General features: G+C 35.2%; 15 protein-coding genes and 2 riboswitches. Of the genes, 6 read left to right on the top strand and 9 right to left on the bottom strand.

Annotated features, from left to right (window positions below):
- Positions 1-118: 118 nt before the first annotated feature.
- Together groL and groES are read right to left on the bottom strand one after the other, a co-directional pair.
- Complete coding sequence (gene groL, locus AC1RPN_RS06935; protein WP_481761953.1) at positions 119-1,744, bottom strand: chaperonin GroEL; 1,626 nt, start codon at positions 1,742-1,744, stop codon at positions 119-121.
- 34 nt (positions 1,745-1,778) lie between these two features.
- Positions 1,779-2,063 (bottom strand): co-chaperone GroES, encoded by a 285-nt coding sequence (gene groES, locus AC1RPN_RS06930; RefSeq protein ID WP_481761952.1) that lies wholly within the window; start codon positions 2,061-2,063, stop codon positions 1,779-1,781.
- A 225-nt stretch (positions 2,064-2,288) separates the two neighbouring features.
- On the opposite strand from groES, the gene AC1RPN_RS06925 reads away from it, so the two are divergent.
- The 6 genes from AC1RPN_RS06925 (at position 2,289) to cytX (ending at position 8,579) form a co-directional block, all read left to right on the top strand.
- Entirely contained in the window at positions 2,289-2,927 is a 639-nt protein-coding gene (locus AC1RPN_RS06925; RefSeq protein ID WP_481761951.1) for a CPBP family glutamic-type intramembrane protease, read from the top strand.
- 18 nt (positions 2,928-2,945) lie between these two features.
- Positions 2,946-4,883 carry an ABC-F family ATP-binding cassette domain-containing protein gene (locus tag AC1RPN_RS06920; RefSeq protein WP_481761950.1) on the top strand — a complete coding sequence of 646 codons (1,938 nt, stop codon included), beginning with the start codon at positions 2,946-2,948 and terminating at the stop codon, positions 4,881-4,883.
- Between the two features lie 77 nt (positions 4,884-4,960).
- A riboswitch (TPP riboswitch) is annotated at positions 4,961-5,067 on the top strand.
- Positions 5,068-5,125: 58 nt separating this feature from the next.
- Positions 5,126-5,923, top strand: coding sequence for a hydroxyethylthiazole kinase (gene thiM, locus AC1RPN_RS06915; RefSeq protein ID WP_481761949.1), 798 nt, complete (start codon positions 5,126-5,128; stop codon positions 5,921-5,923).
- Positions 5,923-6,744 carry a bifunctional hydroxymethylpyrimidine kinase/phosphomethylpyrimidine kinase gene (gene thiD / locus AC1RPN_RS06910; protein ID WP_481761948.1) on the top strand — a complete coding sequence of 274 codons (822 nt, stop codon included), beginning with the start codon at positions 5,923-5,925 and terminating at the stop codon, positions 6,742-6,744. Before thiM ends, thiD begins: the two co-directional genes overlap by 1 nt.
- Complete coding sequence (gene thiE, locus AC1RPN_RS06905; RefSeq protein ID WP_481761947.1) at positions 6,731-7,390, top strand: thiamine phosphate synthase; 660 nt, start codon at positions 6,731-6,733, stop codon at positions 7,388-7,390. Before thiD ends, thiE begins: the two co-directional genes overlap by 14 nt.
- Before the next feature lies 1 nt (position 7,391).
- Complete coding sequence (gene cytX, locus AC1RPN_RS06900) at positions 7,392-8,579, top strand: putative hydroxymethylpyrimidine transporter CytX (protein ID WP_481761946.1); 1,188 nt, start codon at positions 7,392-7,394, stop codon at positions 8,577-8,579.
- 100 nt (positions 8,580-8,679) lie between these two features.
- Here the strand turns inward: cytX and tsaD are convergent, their stop codons facing one another.
- From tsaD to brnQ, 7 genes are all read right to left on the bottom strand, one after another.
- Positions 8,680-9,708, bottom strand: a complete 1,029-nt coding sequence (tsaD, locus tag AC1RPN_RS06895) for a tRNA (adenosine(37)-N6)-threonylcarbamoyltransferase complex transferase subunit TsaD (RefSeq protein ID WP_481761945.1) — start codon at positions 9,706-9,708, stop codon at positions 8,680-8,682.
- 31 nt (positions 9,709-9,739) lie between these two features.
- Entirely contained in the window at positions 9,740-10,306 is a 567-nt protein-coding gene (gene rimI / locus AC1RPN_RS06890) for a ribosomal protein S18-alanine N-acetyltransferase (protein WP_481761944.1), read from the bottom strand.
- Positions 10,290-11,012, bottom strand: a complete 723-nt coding sequence (tsaB, locus tag AC1RPN_RS06885; protein WP_481761943.1) for a tRNA (adenosine(37)-N6)-threonylcarbamoyltransferase complex dimerization subunit type 1 TsaB — start codon at positions 11,010-11,012, stop codon at positions 10,290-10,292. The genes rimI and tsaB overlap by 17 nt, the downstream gene beginning before the upstream one ends.
- Before the next feature lie 122 nt (positions 11,013-11,134).
- Complete coding sequence (galE, locus tag AC1RPN_RS06880; RefSeq protein WP_481761942.1) at positions 11,135-12,124, bottom strand: UDP-glucose 4-epimerase GalE; 990 nt, start codon at positions 12,122-12,124, stop codon at positions 11,135-11,137.
- 121 nt (positions 12,125-12,245) lie between these two features.
- A complete protein-coding gene (locus AC1RPN_RS06875) occupies positions 12,246-12,635 on the bottom strand; it encodes a tautomerase family protein (RefSeq protein ID WP_481761941.1) in 390 nt (129 codons plus the stop codon).
- Between the two features lie 13 nt (positions 12,636-12,648).
- Positions 12,649-13,170, bottom strand: coding sequence for a folate family ECF transporter S component (locus AC1RPN_RS06870; RefSeq protein WP_481761940.1), 522 nt, complete (start codon positions 13,168-13,170; stop codon positions 12,649-12,651).
- Between the two features lie 40 nt (positions 13,171-13,210).
- Positions 13,211-13,309: riboswitch (THF riboswitch) on the bottom strand.
- Between the two features lie 63 nt (positions 13,310-13,372).
- The gene (gene brnQ / locus AC1RPN_RS06865) at positions 13,373-14,734 is read right to left on the bottom strand and encodes a branched-chain amino acid transport system II carrier protein (RefSeq protein ID WP_481761912.1); all 1,362 of its coding nucleotides are present in this window, start codon (positions 14,732-14,734) and stop codon (positions 13,373-13,375) included.
- Positions 14,735-14,770: the final 36 nt, after the last annotated feature.

Below are 14,770 nucleotides of genomic sequence, written 5' to 3'. Positions count from 1 at the left end.
TTTTAAATATACAATACTGCAAACAAACTTTATTTTCAGCATAAAAAAAGAGCTACTAATCCCAGAATAACACGGATTAATAGCTCTTAAATTTTCATCATTTTTTATGACAAATGGGTTACATCATACCGCCCATACCACCAGGCATTTGTTGTGGATCAGCTGCAGATACTGGTTCTGGTTTATCTGCAACAACTGCTTCAGTTGTTAATAATAAGGCTGAGACACTAGCTGCATTTTGCAATGCTGAGCGTGTCACTTTAGTTGGATCAACAATCCCAACTTCAATCATATCTTGCCATTCATTTGTTGCTGCGTTAAAACCAATACCAGGTTTTTCTGATTTTAGTTTTTCAACAATAACTGAACCCTCAAGTCCAGCATTCTTTGCAATTTGGCGTACTGGTTCTTCCAAAGCACGTTGAACAATCTTGATACCCGTTAATTCATCGCCAACTGCTTCAAGTGCAGCAACTTTACTAATAACGTTAACAAATGCAGTACCACCACCGGCAACGAATCCTTCTTCGACAGCAGCGCGTGTCGCATTCAAAGCATCTTCAATACGGTATTTGCGTTCTTTTAATTCTGTTTCAGTTGCAGCACCAACTTTGATGACAGCAACCCCACCAGATAATTTTGCCAAACGTTCTTGTAATTTTTCACGATCAAATTCAGACGTCGTTTCATCGATTTGTTTTTTAATCAAACCAACACGTTCTGTAATTTTAGCTTTATCACCAGAACCTTCAACAATAACTGTGTTTTCTTTTGTAATATTAACTTTACCAGCTGAACCTAATTGTTCAATTGTTGTATCCTTCAATTGTAAACCAAGTTCATCAGTAATCACTGTTGCACCAGTAACGATGGCAATATCTTCAAGCATCGCTTTACGACGATCACCAAATCCAGGTGCTTTGACTGCAACAACGTTAAATGTACCACGAATTTTATTCAATACTAATGTTGGTAAAGCTTCCCCATCAACATCATCGGCGATGATTAACAATGGGCGACCTTGTTCCACAATAGATTGTAATAATGGTAAGACTTCTTGAATATTAGAAATTTTCTTATCCGTTACTAAAATATATGGTGTCTCTAAGTTAGCTTCCATTTTATCGTTATCAGTTACCATATATTGTGACAAGTAACCTCGATCAAATTGCATCCCTTCAACGACATCTAATGATGTATCGATGCTTTTTGATTCTTCAATTGTAATAACGCCATCATTACCAACTTTTTCCATAGCGTCAGCAATTAAAGCACCAATTTCTTCATTAGCTGAAGATACAGAAGCAATTTGAGCAATATCTTCTTTTGTTTCAACTTTGTGTGATAATTCATGTAATTCAGCAACGGCTGCTTTTGTAGCAGTTTCGATACCACGACGAATCCCAACAGGGTTAGCACCTGCTGTCACATTCTTCATACCTTCAGTGACGATAGCTTGTGTTAAAACAGTAGCAGTTGTCGTTCCATCACCAGCTATATCATTCGTTTTTGAAGCAACTTCTGATACTAATTTAGCACCCATATTTTCAAAATGGTCTTCTAATTCAATCGCACGAGCAATTGTTACACCATCATTTGTAATAATTGGTGAGCCATATGATTCTTCTAAAACAACATTACGGCCTTTTGGTCCTAAAGTTGATTTAACGGTATTGGCTAATTGGTCAACACCTCTAAGCATTGCTGAACGAGCATCTTCAGAAAATTTTAATTCCTTTGACATAATTAATCCACCTCATCTTTAATTTAAATTTATATTAGTCTACTGTTGCAACGATATCTTTTTCATGAACAATTAAGTAGTCTTTACCTTCGAATGAAACTTCTGAGCCAGCATACTTATCAAATAAAACGGTCTCTCCAACGTTAACAGCAACAGCAATTTTTTCACCGTTATCCATCGTACGGCCATCACCAACTGCAACAATTTTTCCTGTTTGTGGTTTTTCTTGTACGTTACTTGCTAAGACGATCCCGCCTACTGTTGTTTCTTCTTCTTTTGTTACTTCTAAAATAACACGATCTGCTAATGGTTTTAACACGTTCTATCCCTCCAACACTTTTATTTAGCACTCTATCTTCCTAAGTGCTAATCACAAAATTAACTATAATCAATTTTTCAAACAATTGCAAGCATTTCAGCTCTTATTTAATAGAATTTTTAATATGAATTGAATTCGCTATCTAGTCAATTATGCTATACTTATCATACAAATTTATTCACTAGAAAAATGCACGACTATCTAATTACAGTTAAAGGAGTTCTCATGTCAAAATCAACTAGTAAAAATTCAATCGCTATTTTATTAGGCTACCTCGTTATCTTTATTTTACCAACAATTCTGAATCAACTATTTTCTTTAAAATCAGTTATCTATCCAGTAATGACGGCTGATTATGTTTTAGGAGCAATATTGTTAATTTGGTTAAATCATTACTTCAGTGCTAGAAATACAATAGATGGTTCCTCTAAATGGTCACAAATTATTTCGTGGGGTATTCTTGGATTCGTTCTAACGTTAGTAATCCAAACAGTTATTCAATTAATTTCATTCACCATTTTAAAAACGACCGTACCCTCACAAAATACAAATGAAATTATGACTATTTTTACAAAATATCCTTATTATATGTTGGCAGTCTCACTTGGTGCTCCCATTATGGAGGAACTCGTTTTTAGAAAAGTCTTTTTTGGCAATTTAGCAAGTTTCATATCACCTATTTCTGCCGCAATTCTTTCTAGTTTATTATTTAGTTTGGCACATAATGATGGCCATTTAGCTATCTACTTTTTAATTGGATTACTTTTCTGTTACCTCTACAAACGAACAGGTGACATCAAAACGTCAATGATTGCTCATATTCTTATGAATAGTCTAGTATTAATTATTCAATCGTCACTTTAAAAGAAAGGTGGAATTATTTTGATTCTGTTACAAGTACAACAAGCAGCTCGCTATTTTGGCGCAGATGTTCTTTTTGAAAATGCAAATATGGATATCAAAGACGATGCTAGGATAGCCCTAGTTGGTCGAAATGGTGCTGGAAAATCAACATTAATTAAAATGATTATTGATCAAGAGGCTACTGATGCTGGTCAAATCATTAAACATAAAGGCATGACCATCGGTTACTTAGCACAAACAACAACTGTTACTTCAGAACGTTCGATTTGGGACGAAATGAGTCGTGTTTTTGATTATTTAAAAAAAATGGAAATCCAAATTCATACATTAGAAGCCCAAATTGCTGATCCTAAAAATGCAGAAGATTCTGAAAAATTTGAAAAACTATTATCAACCTATGATCAAGTTTCACATGATTTCAGTGAAAAAAATGGCTATGGTTATGAATCAGAAATCCGTTCTGTTTTACATGGTTTTAGATTTTATGAAGAAGATTTCAATCGCGATATTAGGACTCTCTCTGGTGGTCAAAAAACACGTTTAGCCTTAGCAAAATTACTTTTAGAAAAACGTGATTTATTAATTTTAGATGAACCAACTAACCACTTAGATATTGAGACACTAACTTGGTTAGAAGGCTATTTGAAGACTTATACAGGGGCACTCTTAATTGTCTCTCATGATCGTTACTTCTTAGATAAAATTGTGACAGAAGTTTATGATATGAGCCATAATGAAACGACTCACTACAATGGCAACTACTCCCAATTTATTGTAAAAAAAGAAGCTAATTTAAAACAAGAATGGAAAGTTTTCGAAAAACAACAAGATAAGATTGAAAAACTCGAAGATTTTGTTAATAAAAACATTGTTCGAGCCTCAACAACAAAACGAGCGCAAAGTCGTCGTAAACAACTCGAAAAATTAGATAAACTTGACCGACCAGAAGGTGACGAAAAAGCCCCTCGTTTTAGTTTTAAATCTGCAGATGAGAGTGGTAATATCGTTTTAACTGTTGCCGGGGCAGCTGTTGGTTACGATAATAAAGTGTTATCTGAACCCGTTTCAATTGATTTACATAAGCATCAAGTTCAAGCTATTGTTGGCCCGAATGGTGTGGGAAAATCAACCTTACTTAAAAGTATCTTAGGCCAAATTCCATTTATTCGTGGTGAAGCATTCCTTGGCGCTAATGTTCATGTTGGCTACTACGATCAGGAGCAAAATCAATTAACAGATAAAAATACTGTTTTAGATGAACTCTGGAATGATCATCCTTCAACTCCTGAAACAGATATTCGATCATTATTAGGTGGATTTCTATTTTCTGGGGATGACGTTTTGAAACGTGTCTCAAATTTAAGTGGTGGTGAAAAAGCGCGTCTTGCTTTGACCAAACTTGCAATGGACAAAGATAACTTCCTAATCTTTGATGAACCCACTAACCATTTAGACATTGATAGTAAGGAAGTCCTTGAAAAGGCGATTGCTAACTTTGATGGTACTGTCTTACTTGTTTCTCATGACCGCTACTTCATTAATAAAGTTGCAGAAAGTATTATTGAAGTTTCAAAAGAAGGCTCTACTTACTACATGGGTGATTACGATTATTATGTTGATAAAAAAGAAGAATTAGAAGCTATCGCAGCCGAAAAAATGGCACTTGAAATTGCCTCATCTTCAGAAGTCCCTGAAGTTAAACCAACAACTAATTATCAACAAAATAAAGAAACGCAAAAGGAACAACGTAAATTAACACGTGAAATTGATCGTTTAGAATCTGAATTAAGTGAATTAGAAATTCATCAAACAGAACTTGAAGAAAAAATGTCTCAACCTACTATTTTTAGTGATGCAGATAAACTTCAGGAACTACAAACTGAACTACAATCTATTCAAACTGCAATAGAGACTGCAGAAACTAATTGGGAAGAAGCTAGCTTAGCTTTAGAATAAGCTAGCTTTTTTTTTTTTATTTATTGACATTTAAAGAATGAAAGCCTATTCTTTTGTTGTAATCTAAAAATAAAATATAAGTACACTAGGGGTGTTCTTTAGAAGAACTGAGATAGGTTTTTTCAACCTAATCCCTTCGAACCTGTAAGCCAAAACTTGCGTAGGAAAGTGTGAAGAAGGACCCCACTCTACAATTTTTTTGTCAAAGAGTGGGGTTTTTGTGTACTCAAGAGGAGAAAGTTATGCCATTAGAACTACTCGATAAACTTCGTGAAGAGAACCCAGTAATTTTCAACATTTCTAATTACATCACGGTTCAAGACGTTGCCAATGGACTCAACGCAATTGGCGCTTCCCCTATCATGCCCAGTGCGATTGAAGAAGCAGCCGAAATGTTACAAATTTCTGCTGCTGCCACAATCAATATGGGATCATTTAAAAGTTCAGAATTACCTTACATTGAGAGGGTTAGTCAAATCGCAAACGATTTAGCTATCCCACTTGTGCTAGACCCAGTTGCTGTTGCCATGCCTTACCGACAAAAAGTAATTACAAACTTGCTTGAGCATTTTCATTTTAATTTTATTCGCGGTAATGCTGGTGAAATTGCTGCATTAGCTGGTGTTGAATGGCAAGCAAAAGGTATTGATGCAGGAAATGGTTCTGCAGATTTAGCAGAAATCGCAAAAATTGTAGCCAAACGGTACAATTGTACGGTTGTTCTAAGTGGTCCTACAGACTATATTTCTGATGGAAAGCGTGTTGCAACTGTGACACAGGGAACGTCTCTTTTCCAAACACATGTTGGTTCAGGCGATATGCTTTCAAGTTTAATTGCTGCGTTTGCAGCTGTCTCTAAAGATAATGAGTTTGAAGCAGCAAGAATCGCCTGCCTTATCTTTGCAACAACTGGTGAACTTGTTGCTGATGAGTTAATTACCGAAAAACCAGGTAGTTTTATTGTTAACCTACTTGATAAACTACATTTAATAACGATAAATGAACTTTCTAATCAGATAACGATGAAAGGAGACCTATAATGCCTGATTTTCCACAAGCACTTTCAATTGCTGGATCCGATAGTAGTGGTGGCGCTGGTATGCAAGCTGACTTAAAAACGATGCAAGAACGGCATGTCTATGCTGCAACAGTTCTCGTCGCAATCACTGCACAAAACACACTTGGTGTGCAAGACAGTCTTCCCCTCCCTGCTAAAATTATTAATGAACAATTTGCCTCAATTGCAAATGATTTAGCCATTAAAGCATGCAAAACAGGGATGCTTGCAGATTCAGAACACGTTAAAGTAGTCGTTAAAAATCTGAAAAAATATCAATTTGGTCCCCTAATTGTTGACCCTGTCATGGTTGCAAAAGGCGGTGCCACACTTCTTTCTGAGGATGCTGTTGTTACAATCAAAGAAGAATTAATTCCTTTAGCCACGGTAGTAACCCCGAATATTCCAGAAGCTGAAGTCATAACTGGCTTGACCATTAATTCAAAAGAAGACATGAGTGCAGCTGGAAAAAAGATTAAATTATTAGGTGCAAAAAACGTCATCATTAAAGGCGGACATTATAACTCTGAAAATATCGTAAATGACTTTGTATTATTAGAAGATAACGATTCATTCTGGATGAGCTCGAAACGTATTGATACAATTCGAACTCATGGCACTGGTGATACCCTCTCAGCCTGCATTGCAGCAGAAATTGCCAAAGGACAAGATATTAAAACGGCCATCTTAGTGTCTAAAAAATATGTTGAAGCAACAATTAGCAACGGTATTATCGTTGGACATGGTCACGGGCCATTAAATCATTGGGCATATCGTGAGGTAACGCAAAATGAAGACATTTAATCAATCATGGTTAGCAAGTTACTTCATTGCAGGAACTCAAGACGTCGCCGACAATCAATTACTACCTACTTTAGAACGAGCGTTAAAATCAGGCATTTCTTGTTTCCAATTTAGAGAAAAAAATCTCTTAACCCCTTTAACCCGGATACAAAAAAAGACACTCGCAATTGAATGTCAGAGGTTATGCACAAAATACCAAGTTCCTTTTTTCATTGATGATGATCTACCTTTAGCACTTGAAATTCAAGCAGATGGTATTCACGTTGGCCAAAATGACCAAAAGATTCAAAATGTGATAGATCAATCGGCGGGTCAATTAGCGATTGGCCTTTCTTGTCAAACACTCGATCAAATTAAACAAGCCAATCAATTATCAGGTATCGCTTATATTGGTAGTGGCCCTGTCTTTCCTACAAAATCAAAGTCAGATGCGACTGCGCCTCTCGGAATAGCTGGCTTAAATCAATTACTATCAATTAGTAAACTCCCGATTGTTGCAATTGGTGGTATTTCAGAAAATAATTTAGCCAAACTGGCTACTACAACTGTTTCGGGAGTTGCTGTTATTTCCTTGATTGCTAAAAGTCCGAACATTGAACAAACAGTTCAATCCATAAATCATTATTTTAAATTGGAGGACGATTAAGATGACAGAAACTAAAGAATTACGTGGACAATTTTTACTTTGGCTAGGTGCGGCCATTTCAATTGCCGAAATTATGACGGGCATGTTACTAGCTCCACTTGGCTTTTCTAAAGGTTTCCTTGCAATTCTAATTGGTCATTTAATTGGTTGTGGTCTCTTCTTACTACCTGCTGGTTATATTGGTGCCAAAAAGCATCAGACAGCCATTCAGTCAACTAAAGTTGCTTTTGGCTCAACAGGTGTGCTCTTATTTTCACTTATCAATTTGATTCAACTAATTGGTTGGACCGCTGTTATGATCGTCAACGCAATTTCAGCAATGAATGGTATTTCAAGTTCCTTACTTAATTTTAAAAATTCAATTATTATGGGACTTGTCATAGCTATTTTGATTATCATTTGGTTATTAGTTAGCGAAAATAGTTTGTATCGAATTAATTTAATTGTTGTTAATTTATTAGTTATTGGTGCAGGTATCATGATTTTTTTAATTTTCAAAGTACCCGTTTCACATACTTCCAATGGCTTAAATATGACATTTGGATCAGCTGTTGAATTAAATATCACCATGGCGTTATCTTGGCTACCACTAATAGGTGATTACACAAAATCAACAAAACATCCACTTGCTATGTCTACAGTTAGTTCGTTTAGCTATTTTTTAGGTAGTTTAATCATGTTTACCATTGGCTTACTTTTAACAACTAGAACCGGATTCACTGATTTTACCTCGTTCTTGGCTACATCAGGTTTAGGTATAATCGCATTATTCATTATTATATTTTCAACTGTTACAACCACATTTTTAGATGTTATGTCAGCAACAATTAACGTTCAGAATATACATTCCTTTAAACATATGAAATTGATTAGTATCATTATAGTTGCGCTTGGCTTAGTCATTGCATGGGTAGTTCCTATTGATAATTATCAAAATTTCTTATATTTTATCGCGTCAGTTTTTACACCATTATATGCAATTGTTTTTGTCACTTACTTTATTATGAAAAAAACGTTGCCTTATTGGTTAAATATTATTTGGTGGTTAATTGGCATTATTGCGTACTATCAATTACAACAATTTGATTTTATTTTTGGAACCACAATTATTATTCTATTCGGACTAGGATTACTCGTTTATCTATCCCAATTTATTTTACCAAAAAATTATTTTAGAAATATAAATTAACCATTTACAAAAAAATAGAGATTTAGCGTTCTCCCCAGTGTTAAACAACTGTTTAGCATTACAAGGCGAACTCTAAATCTCTATTTTAATTTTATAATAATTAAACTATCCAATCAAATTCTAAACTAGGATCAGCATTTAAATTTAATCCTGCACGTTGACCTTTAATAAATTCAACATATCCTGCTGCACCAATCATTGCAGCATTATCACCACATAATTTAATGGGCGCCTTCACAAATTCAATATCATTCATTTTCTTCATATCAGATTCAAGTCTTGTACGTAACCCTTTATTAGCTGCCACACCACCGGCTAAAATTAATTGTTTAATATCATACTCATGACAAGCACGTACCGTTTTCTCAGCAAGTACATCAATCACACTTTGTTGAAAGCTTGTTGCTAAATCAGCCCGGTCCAACTCTTCGCCTAATTGATCTGCATGGTGAACTGTATTGATGAAGGCACTTTTCAATCCACTGAAACTAAAGTCATAACTGTCATCTTTGATCATGGCACGCGGAAAATTAAACGTATCTTGTCCAGTATGTGCAAGTTCATCAATTTCTTTTCCTGATGGATAAGTCATCCCAAGAACACGCCCAACTTTATCATAAGCTTCACCTGCTGCGTCATCACGTGTCTCACCAATAATTTCAAATTGACCTTCTTCAGGCATATAAACTAACTCAGTATGTCCACCCGAAACGAGTAAAGCCATTGATGGATACACTATTTCAGATTCATAGCGCGCTGCAAAAATATGGCCTGCCATATGGTTAACGGGAATTAAAGGCAACTCGTGAGCAAATGCGATAGCTTTAGCAGCAGAAACACCTACTAGTAAAGCACCAACTAATCCTGGTCCATAAGTAACCGCAACAGCATCTAAATCATCATAAGTTACATTTGCTTCTGTCATAGCATCTTTAATACAACTCGTAATTTGTTCAATATGGTGGCGGCTGGCAACTTCAGGTACAACACCACCAAAACGTTTATGACTATTAACTTGCGTTGCAATGATGTTCGACAAAATAAGATGACCGTCTTCGACCACTGCGACACTAGTTTCATCACAACTTGATTCAAATGCTAAAATTAGATTTCTTTCCGTTTTATCCATTGAGACCTCTTTCAACTTAATTCATATTCCTTTATTTTAATTTAAGCAACATATCAACAGCATCTTGCCCATCTTCAACATAATAATTCTCTCGGATACCCACTTTAGTAAATCCTAATTGGTGGTATAGATTTAAAGCCGTCTGGTTATCACGGCGAACCTCTAAACTAACTGTTCTAAATCTCATTAAACGAGCACGCCTTGTAATAGACGTTACCAAAAAGTTTCCCATCCCTCTACCCTGACATTCAGGTAGAACAGCAATATTCGCAATATGTACGTCTCCCGTTATTGCATCCGTTGAACAACCAATAAAGCCTAACATTTTATCTTCCTTACGTAAGACTAAATAAAGTGTTTTGCTTTTTTGGCAAATTTCGCCTTCAAATATTTTTGCACTCCATGGTGATTTACCATCATAAACTGCTTTTTCAATCTCAAGTAGTTCCGGAATATCAGGTACAACAGCACGTGTCATAAAATAACTTTCATTTCTAATTTTAATTCTATGATTCTGAAAAACTAATGTCCTAACAGGTTCATCTGGTCTTAATTCTGGAATAATTTGTTTCACTCGTGCTTTAAATTTTTTCAACATAGGTATTATGATCCTTATCTGAATGGGTTTCTAACCATTGCGTCTCTGCTTGCGTTAATCGTAAATAATTCGGAATAAATGTCTCCTGATTAGCGGGCTCTTTATCTTTACCAATTAATCCCAAAATAAATGCCTGAGGAATATTTAAAAATGAAGCTGGAAACTGTGCCTGATCACCTAAAATATCGATAATTTGTTGTTTAAATAAATCGACATCAGTTCCAACAAAAATTTGTGGTCGGTTACGCTCTTTTAATTCAGTCACCCAAGTCACAAGTTCTCTATGCTGGTCTGGTAATTCATTTACAAGCTCATTATCATTTTTATACAAACCTGAGAATACGTAATTCCTACGTGCGTCAAATAACGGTACAATATCAGAATCACTATTTGTGGAAATACCTGCAGCCAACATTGCTAAACTAGAGACACCAACTAATTCACAATCTAATGTAAATGCTAGTGTTTTAGCTGTGGCAACGCCAATCCTGAGACCAGTAAAAGATCCTGGACCTTGTGCAACCACAATTCGGTCTAGCTCTGCAGGCTTAATACCTGCTAATTTCATGACATCAGAAATTGCTGGCATCAATGTAATACTGTGATTTTTTTTTATATTCGTTGTGATAGTTGCTAATAATGCACTATCTTCTAAAACAGCGACGCTGAGTGGTATATTCGATGTATCAATTGCTAAAATTTTCATTCATATCTTCCTTTATCTCTGCTTTGTTAACATTTTAGCACAAAAATAGTATCACAAATTTTTTCTAAGAGAAAATTAACAAAAAAATAGGACAAATAATTGTCCTATGGTTAATAACTAATTTATTTTGAAAATCCATTTGGATGCGTCTGTTCAAAAGTCCATGCTGTCTTAATGATATCTTCCATATTTTCATACTTAGGAGCCCAACCAAGAATTTCATGTGCTTTTTCACTTGCTGCAATTAAAGTTGAAGGATCACCTGCACGACGTGGTGCAATTTCTGCAGGAATTTCTTTACCTGTTGCACGGCGTGCTGCTTCTAGAATTTCCATATTTGAAAATCCATTAGATGAACCCAAGTTAAAGGCATTACTTTCATTTCCCGCAAGTAAGTAATCTAAGGCGCGAATGTGCGCATCTGCTAAATCAAGAACATGCACGTAATCACGGACGTTTGTACCATCTTTGGTATCATAATCGTCCCCAAAAATTTGTAATTTTTCACGTTCTCCGTTAGCAACTTGTAAAATAATTGGAATTAAATGTGTTTCAGGATTGTGATCTTCACCGATGCTACCATCTGGTTTTGATCCAGCAACATTGAAATAACGTAATGCGACAAACTTAACACCATCTGCAACGTCAGTCCAGTGCATAATTTTTTCCATGGCTAATTTACTTTCACCATATGGATTTGTTGGAATTTGAGGGTCATCTTCATGAATTGGGACAACTTTAGGTTCACCATATGTTGCAGCTGTTGAAGAAAAGACGATTTTTTTAACGCCAACTTCAGTCATGACTTCAAGTAAATGAATCATCCCTGCTGTATTATTGTCAAAATATTTTAATGGTTTTACCATTGATTCACCAACAAGAGATGAAGCTGCAAAATGAATAACTGCTTCAATATCCTCATTTTTGAAAACATTGCGCATAAAATTTTTATCCGCAATATCTCCTTGATAAAATTTTGCCTTTTTATTAACAGCCTCTAAGTGCCCTGTCACTAAATTATCGACAACAACAACATCACGACTATTTTCTACTAATTGATCAACAGTATGTGAACCAATGTAACCTGCGCCACCCAAAACTAAAATTGACATTTAAATTCCTCCAAATAGTTTATTTTCTTTATTATAACTTATTTTAGTAAATTTATCAGTGATTCACCCTTCTTTAGCAAATAAATAGACGACGAAAATAAATTCGCCGTCTGGTTAATTTCTATAAGTCACCCGTTAAAAATTGTGCTTGGCCCATGCCAAAGCTCCAATCTTCATCAGTATTAGTTGTTAAATTAATCATTAAATCTTCTGGTCTCAATCCAACTTTTGTTTGTAACTGTTGCATTAACTGTTGATAGAAGGTTTCTTTTTGCTCTGTCGTTCTTGGTCGCGTTGTTAAACTAAAGACCAATACTTCTTTTGTTCGCATAAATCCAAGCCCAGTATCTAAAATTTGCATTTCATTTATTGGATGTTGAGTGACAATTTGATATCTGTCACTAACTGGTGCGCCAAATGAATTAAGCATTACATCATAAGCAATATCTAAAATTTCTTTTATTTGGCCTTCAGAACGGCCTTCAATCATATCAATTTTCATCAATGGCATAGATTGAATCCTCCTATAATCGTTTACCTAATCTTTGGATTTGTTTATTATTACCAACCATATATAACAAAATAATTTGAATTGGAATTAAAATTAAATCTTTGATAGCACGTGCATAGATAATTGTCCAAGGTGACTGGTACATTAATACTAGCCAGAATGTATTTAACAATAAATCAATAACAACGACATTGATTAATACGGCAATAATAATTCGCGGTAACGTAAATGGTTTTTTATAAAATACAAGTCCATAGAAAAACGCACCTAAGAAAGCAGATAGCGAGAATCCCCAGAAAAATGTACCTCCTTTACTGAATAATACTGTTCCAAGTAAATCCGATAAAACAGAACCAATACCACCCAGTAATGGGCCAAACCACGCCGCTAATAGATAAGTCGCAATAAAAGTGAAACTTATCCGTAACGTCAATACCTGATACGATAATAAATTAGTTAGAATAATTTGACCAGCCAATAATAGACCCATCACCGCTATATTCTTTGCGGTTAACCTCTTTGTTAAATTTTCCATGATTCAGACATCTCCTCGTTGGAGTTGCCACATTGTGGTATGCGGCGAATGCGAAAACACAACCGCAGCTATCGCTAGCCTTCGTCCAAAAGACACATTCCGTCCTTTTGGCACTTAACGCTGTATTCTCTACCCCGAAATTTTGTATTTTACTACTTGTGTAGTATACCACTAAAAAGAAAATAACTTTGGGTGTTTCTTTTTAATTTATTTTCTTTTCACGAATCATAAAAATTAGTCCCATAAGTAATCCTAACGCAGCAGGAACTATCCAACTTAAGCCAATATTAAACAGTGGTAAATAATGATTTGCAAATGCTAACATATTTTTAGCAAAAGCTAAATTTTTAATTGAAATTGGCATCGCGTTTAGTCCATCAAAAATGGCACTAAAAAGCGTTAAAACGGTTAACCATTTGTAGATAATGCTGACTTTTAAGTCATACTTATTTAAAGTAGGTTCTAAACAGGCAGCAATCATCAATACAATAGCAAGTGGGTAAAGCAACATCAAAACTGGTGTTGATAATGTAATTAATTGATCTAACCCAACGTTGGCAATTAAACAACTAATCACACAACCAAGTGTTAAATACAATTTATAGCTACCATGACCAATAATTTCAACACATGTTTTAGCACATGCGCTAGTCACGCCAATTGCCGTTTTAATACAAGCAACAACAATAATTGCAGCAAGAAAGAAACTTCCGAATTGTCCAAAATAACGTTGAGCAACTTGAGCTAAAATAGCACCACCATTACCAGAATGTGGAAATACACCCAGACTCGTTGCCCCAAGATAGGCCAAGCATGTATAGATGATTCCCATCAAAATAACACTGATACTACCAGAATAGATAATCCCTTTAGTAATTGATTTAGGATTCGTAATACCTAAATCTTTAATTGTATCCACAATGATAATACCAAAAGCCAAACCAGCGAGTGCATCCATAGTGTAATATCCTTGCCCAAAAGCAGACATAAAAGCACCATTCTTGTAAGAACTTGTTGCGGGGAAATCTGAAAAATTACCCATTGGCTTAATAAATACAAATAACAATAAAATAGCCAACGCACATAAAAATATGGGATTTAAATACTTACCAACATAGACTAATATCTTGGTTGGTTTAACTGCCAAAAGCCAAACTATTGTGAAGAATAAAATTGAAAATAATAATAGCCATACTGAATGTTGGCTGGCTTTAATATGTGGTGCAATTCCAATTTCAAACGGAATAGTTGCTGATCTTGGACCTGCAAATAGCGGTCCAATAGTTAGGTAGAGCAACATTGTGAAAATTATGCCATACGTTCGATTAACCTTAGAGGCTAAATCGAAAACTCCCCTACTTTTAGACAATCCAATAGCAATTACACCTAAAAAAGGTAACCCAACACCAGCAATTAGAAAGCCTAAATTACCTATCCACAGGTTTTGTCCGGATTGTTGACCTACAAAGACTGGAAAAATTAAATTTCCCGCGCCAAAAAATAAACCGAATAACATTGAGCTAATAAATAAATACTCATTCTTACTTAATTGTTTTTCTTTCATTCTCATAACCACCTTATCTGTTCATATACAGTAACA

This window comes from Dellaglioa sp. CoH-57-MRSF-20 (genome assembly GCF_056781955.1).
Note: the sequence above shows the minus strand (reverse complement) of the source record. Positions and strands in the feature narration are given on the sequence as shown.

Excerpts from the sequence above, each read along its gene's own strand:
- groL (WP_481761953.1), bottom strand. The coding sequence starts at position 1,744 with ATGTCAAAGGAATTAAAATTTTCTGAAGATGCTCGTTCAGCAATGCTT.
- AC1RPN_RS06925 (WP_481761951.1), top strand. The coding sequence starts at position 2,289 with ATGTCAAAATCAACTAGTAAAAATTCAATCGCTATTTTATTAGGCTAC.
- thiM (WP_481761949.1), top strand. The coding sequence starts at position 5,126 with ATGCCATTAGAACTACTCGATAAACTTCGTGAAGAGAACCCAGTAATT.
- thiD (WP_481761948.1), top strand. The coding sequence starts at position 5,923 with ATGCCTGATTTTCCACAAGCACTTTCAATTGCTGGATCCGATAGTAGT.
- thiE (WP_481761947.1), top strand. The coding sequence starts at position 6,731 with ATGAAGACATTTAATCAATCATGGTTAGCAAGTTACTTCATTGCAGGA.
- cytX (WP_481761946.1), top strand. The coding sequence starts at position 7,392 with ATGACAGAAACTAAAGAATTACGTGGACAATTTTTACTTTGGCTAGGT.
- tsaD (WP_481761945.1), bottom strand. The coding sequence starts at position 9,708 with ATGGATAAAACGGAAAGAAATCTAATTTTAGCATTTGAATCAAGTTGT.
- rimI (WP_481761944.1), bottom strand. The coding sequence starts at position 10,306 with ATGTTGAAAAAATTTAAAGCACGAGTGAAACAAATTATTCCAGAATTA.
- tsaB (WP_481761943.1), bottom strand. The coding sequence starts at position 11,012 with ATGAAAATTTTAGCAATTGATACATCGAATATACCACTCAGCGTCGCT.
- galE (WP_481761942.1), bottom strand. The coding sequence starts at position 12,124 with ATGTCAATTTTAGTTTTGGGTGGCGCAGGTTACATTGGTTCACATACT.
- AC1RPN_RS06875 (WP_481761941.1), bottom strand. The coding sequence starts at position 12,635 with ATGCCATTGATGAAAATTGATATGATTGAAGGCCGTTCTGAAGGCCAA.
- AC1RPN_RS06870 (WP_481761940.1), bottom strand. The coding sequence starts at position 13,170 with ATGGAAAATTTAACAAAGAGGTTAACCGCAAAGAATATAGCGGTGATG.
- brnQ (WP_481761912.1), bottom strand. The coding sequence starts at position 14,734 with ATGAAAGAAAAACAATTAAGTAAGAATGAGTATTTATTTATTAGCTCA.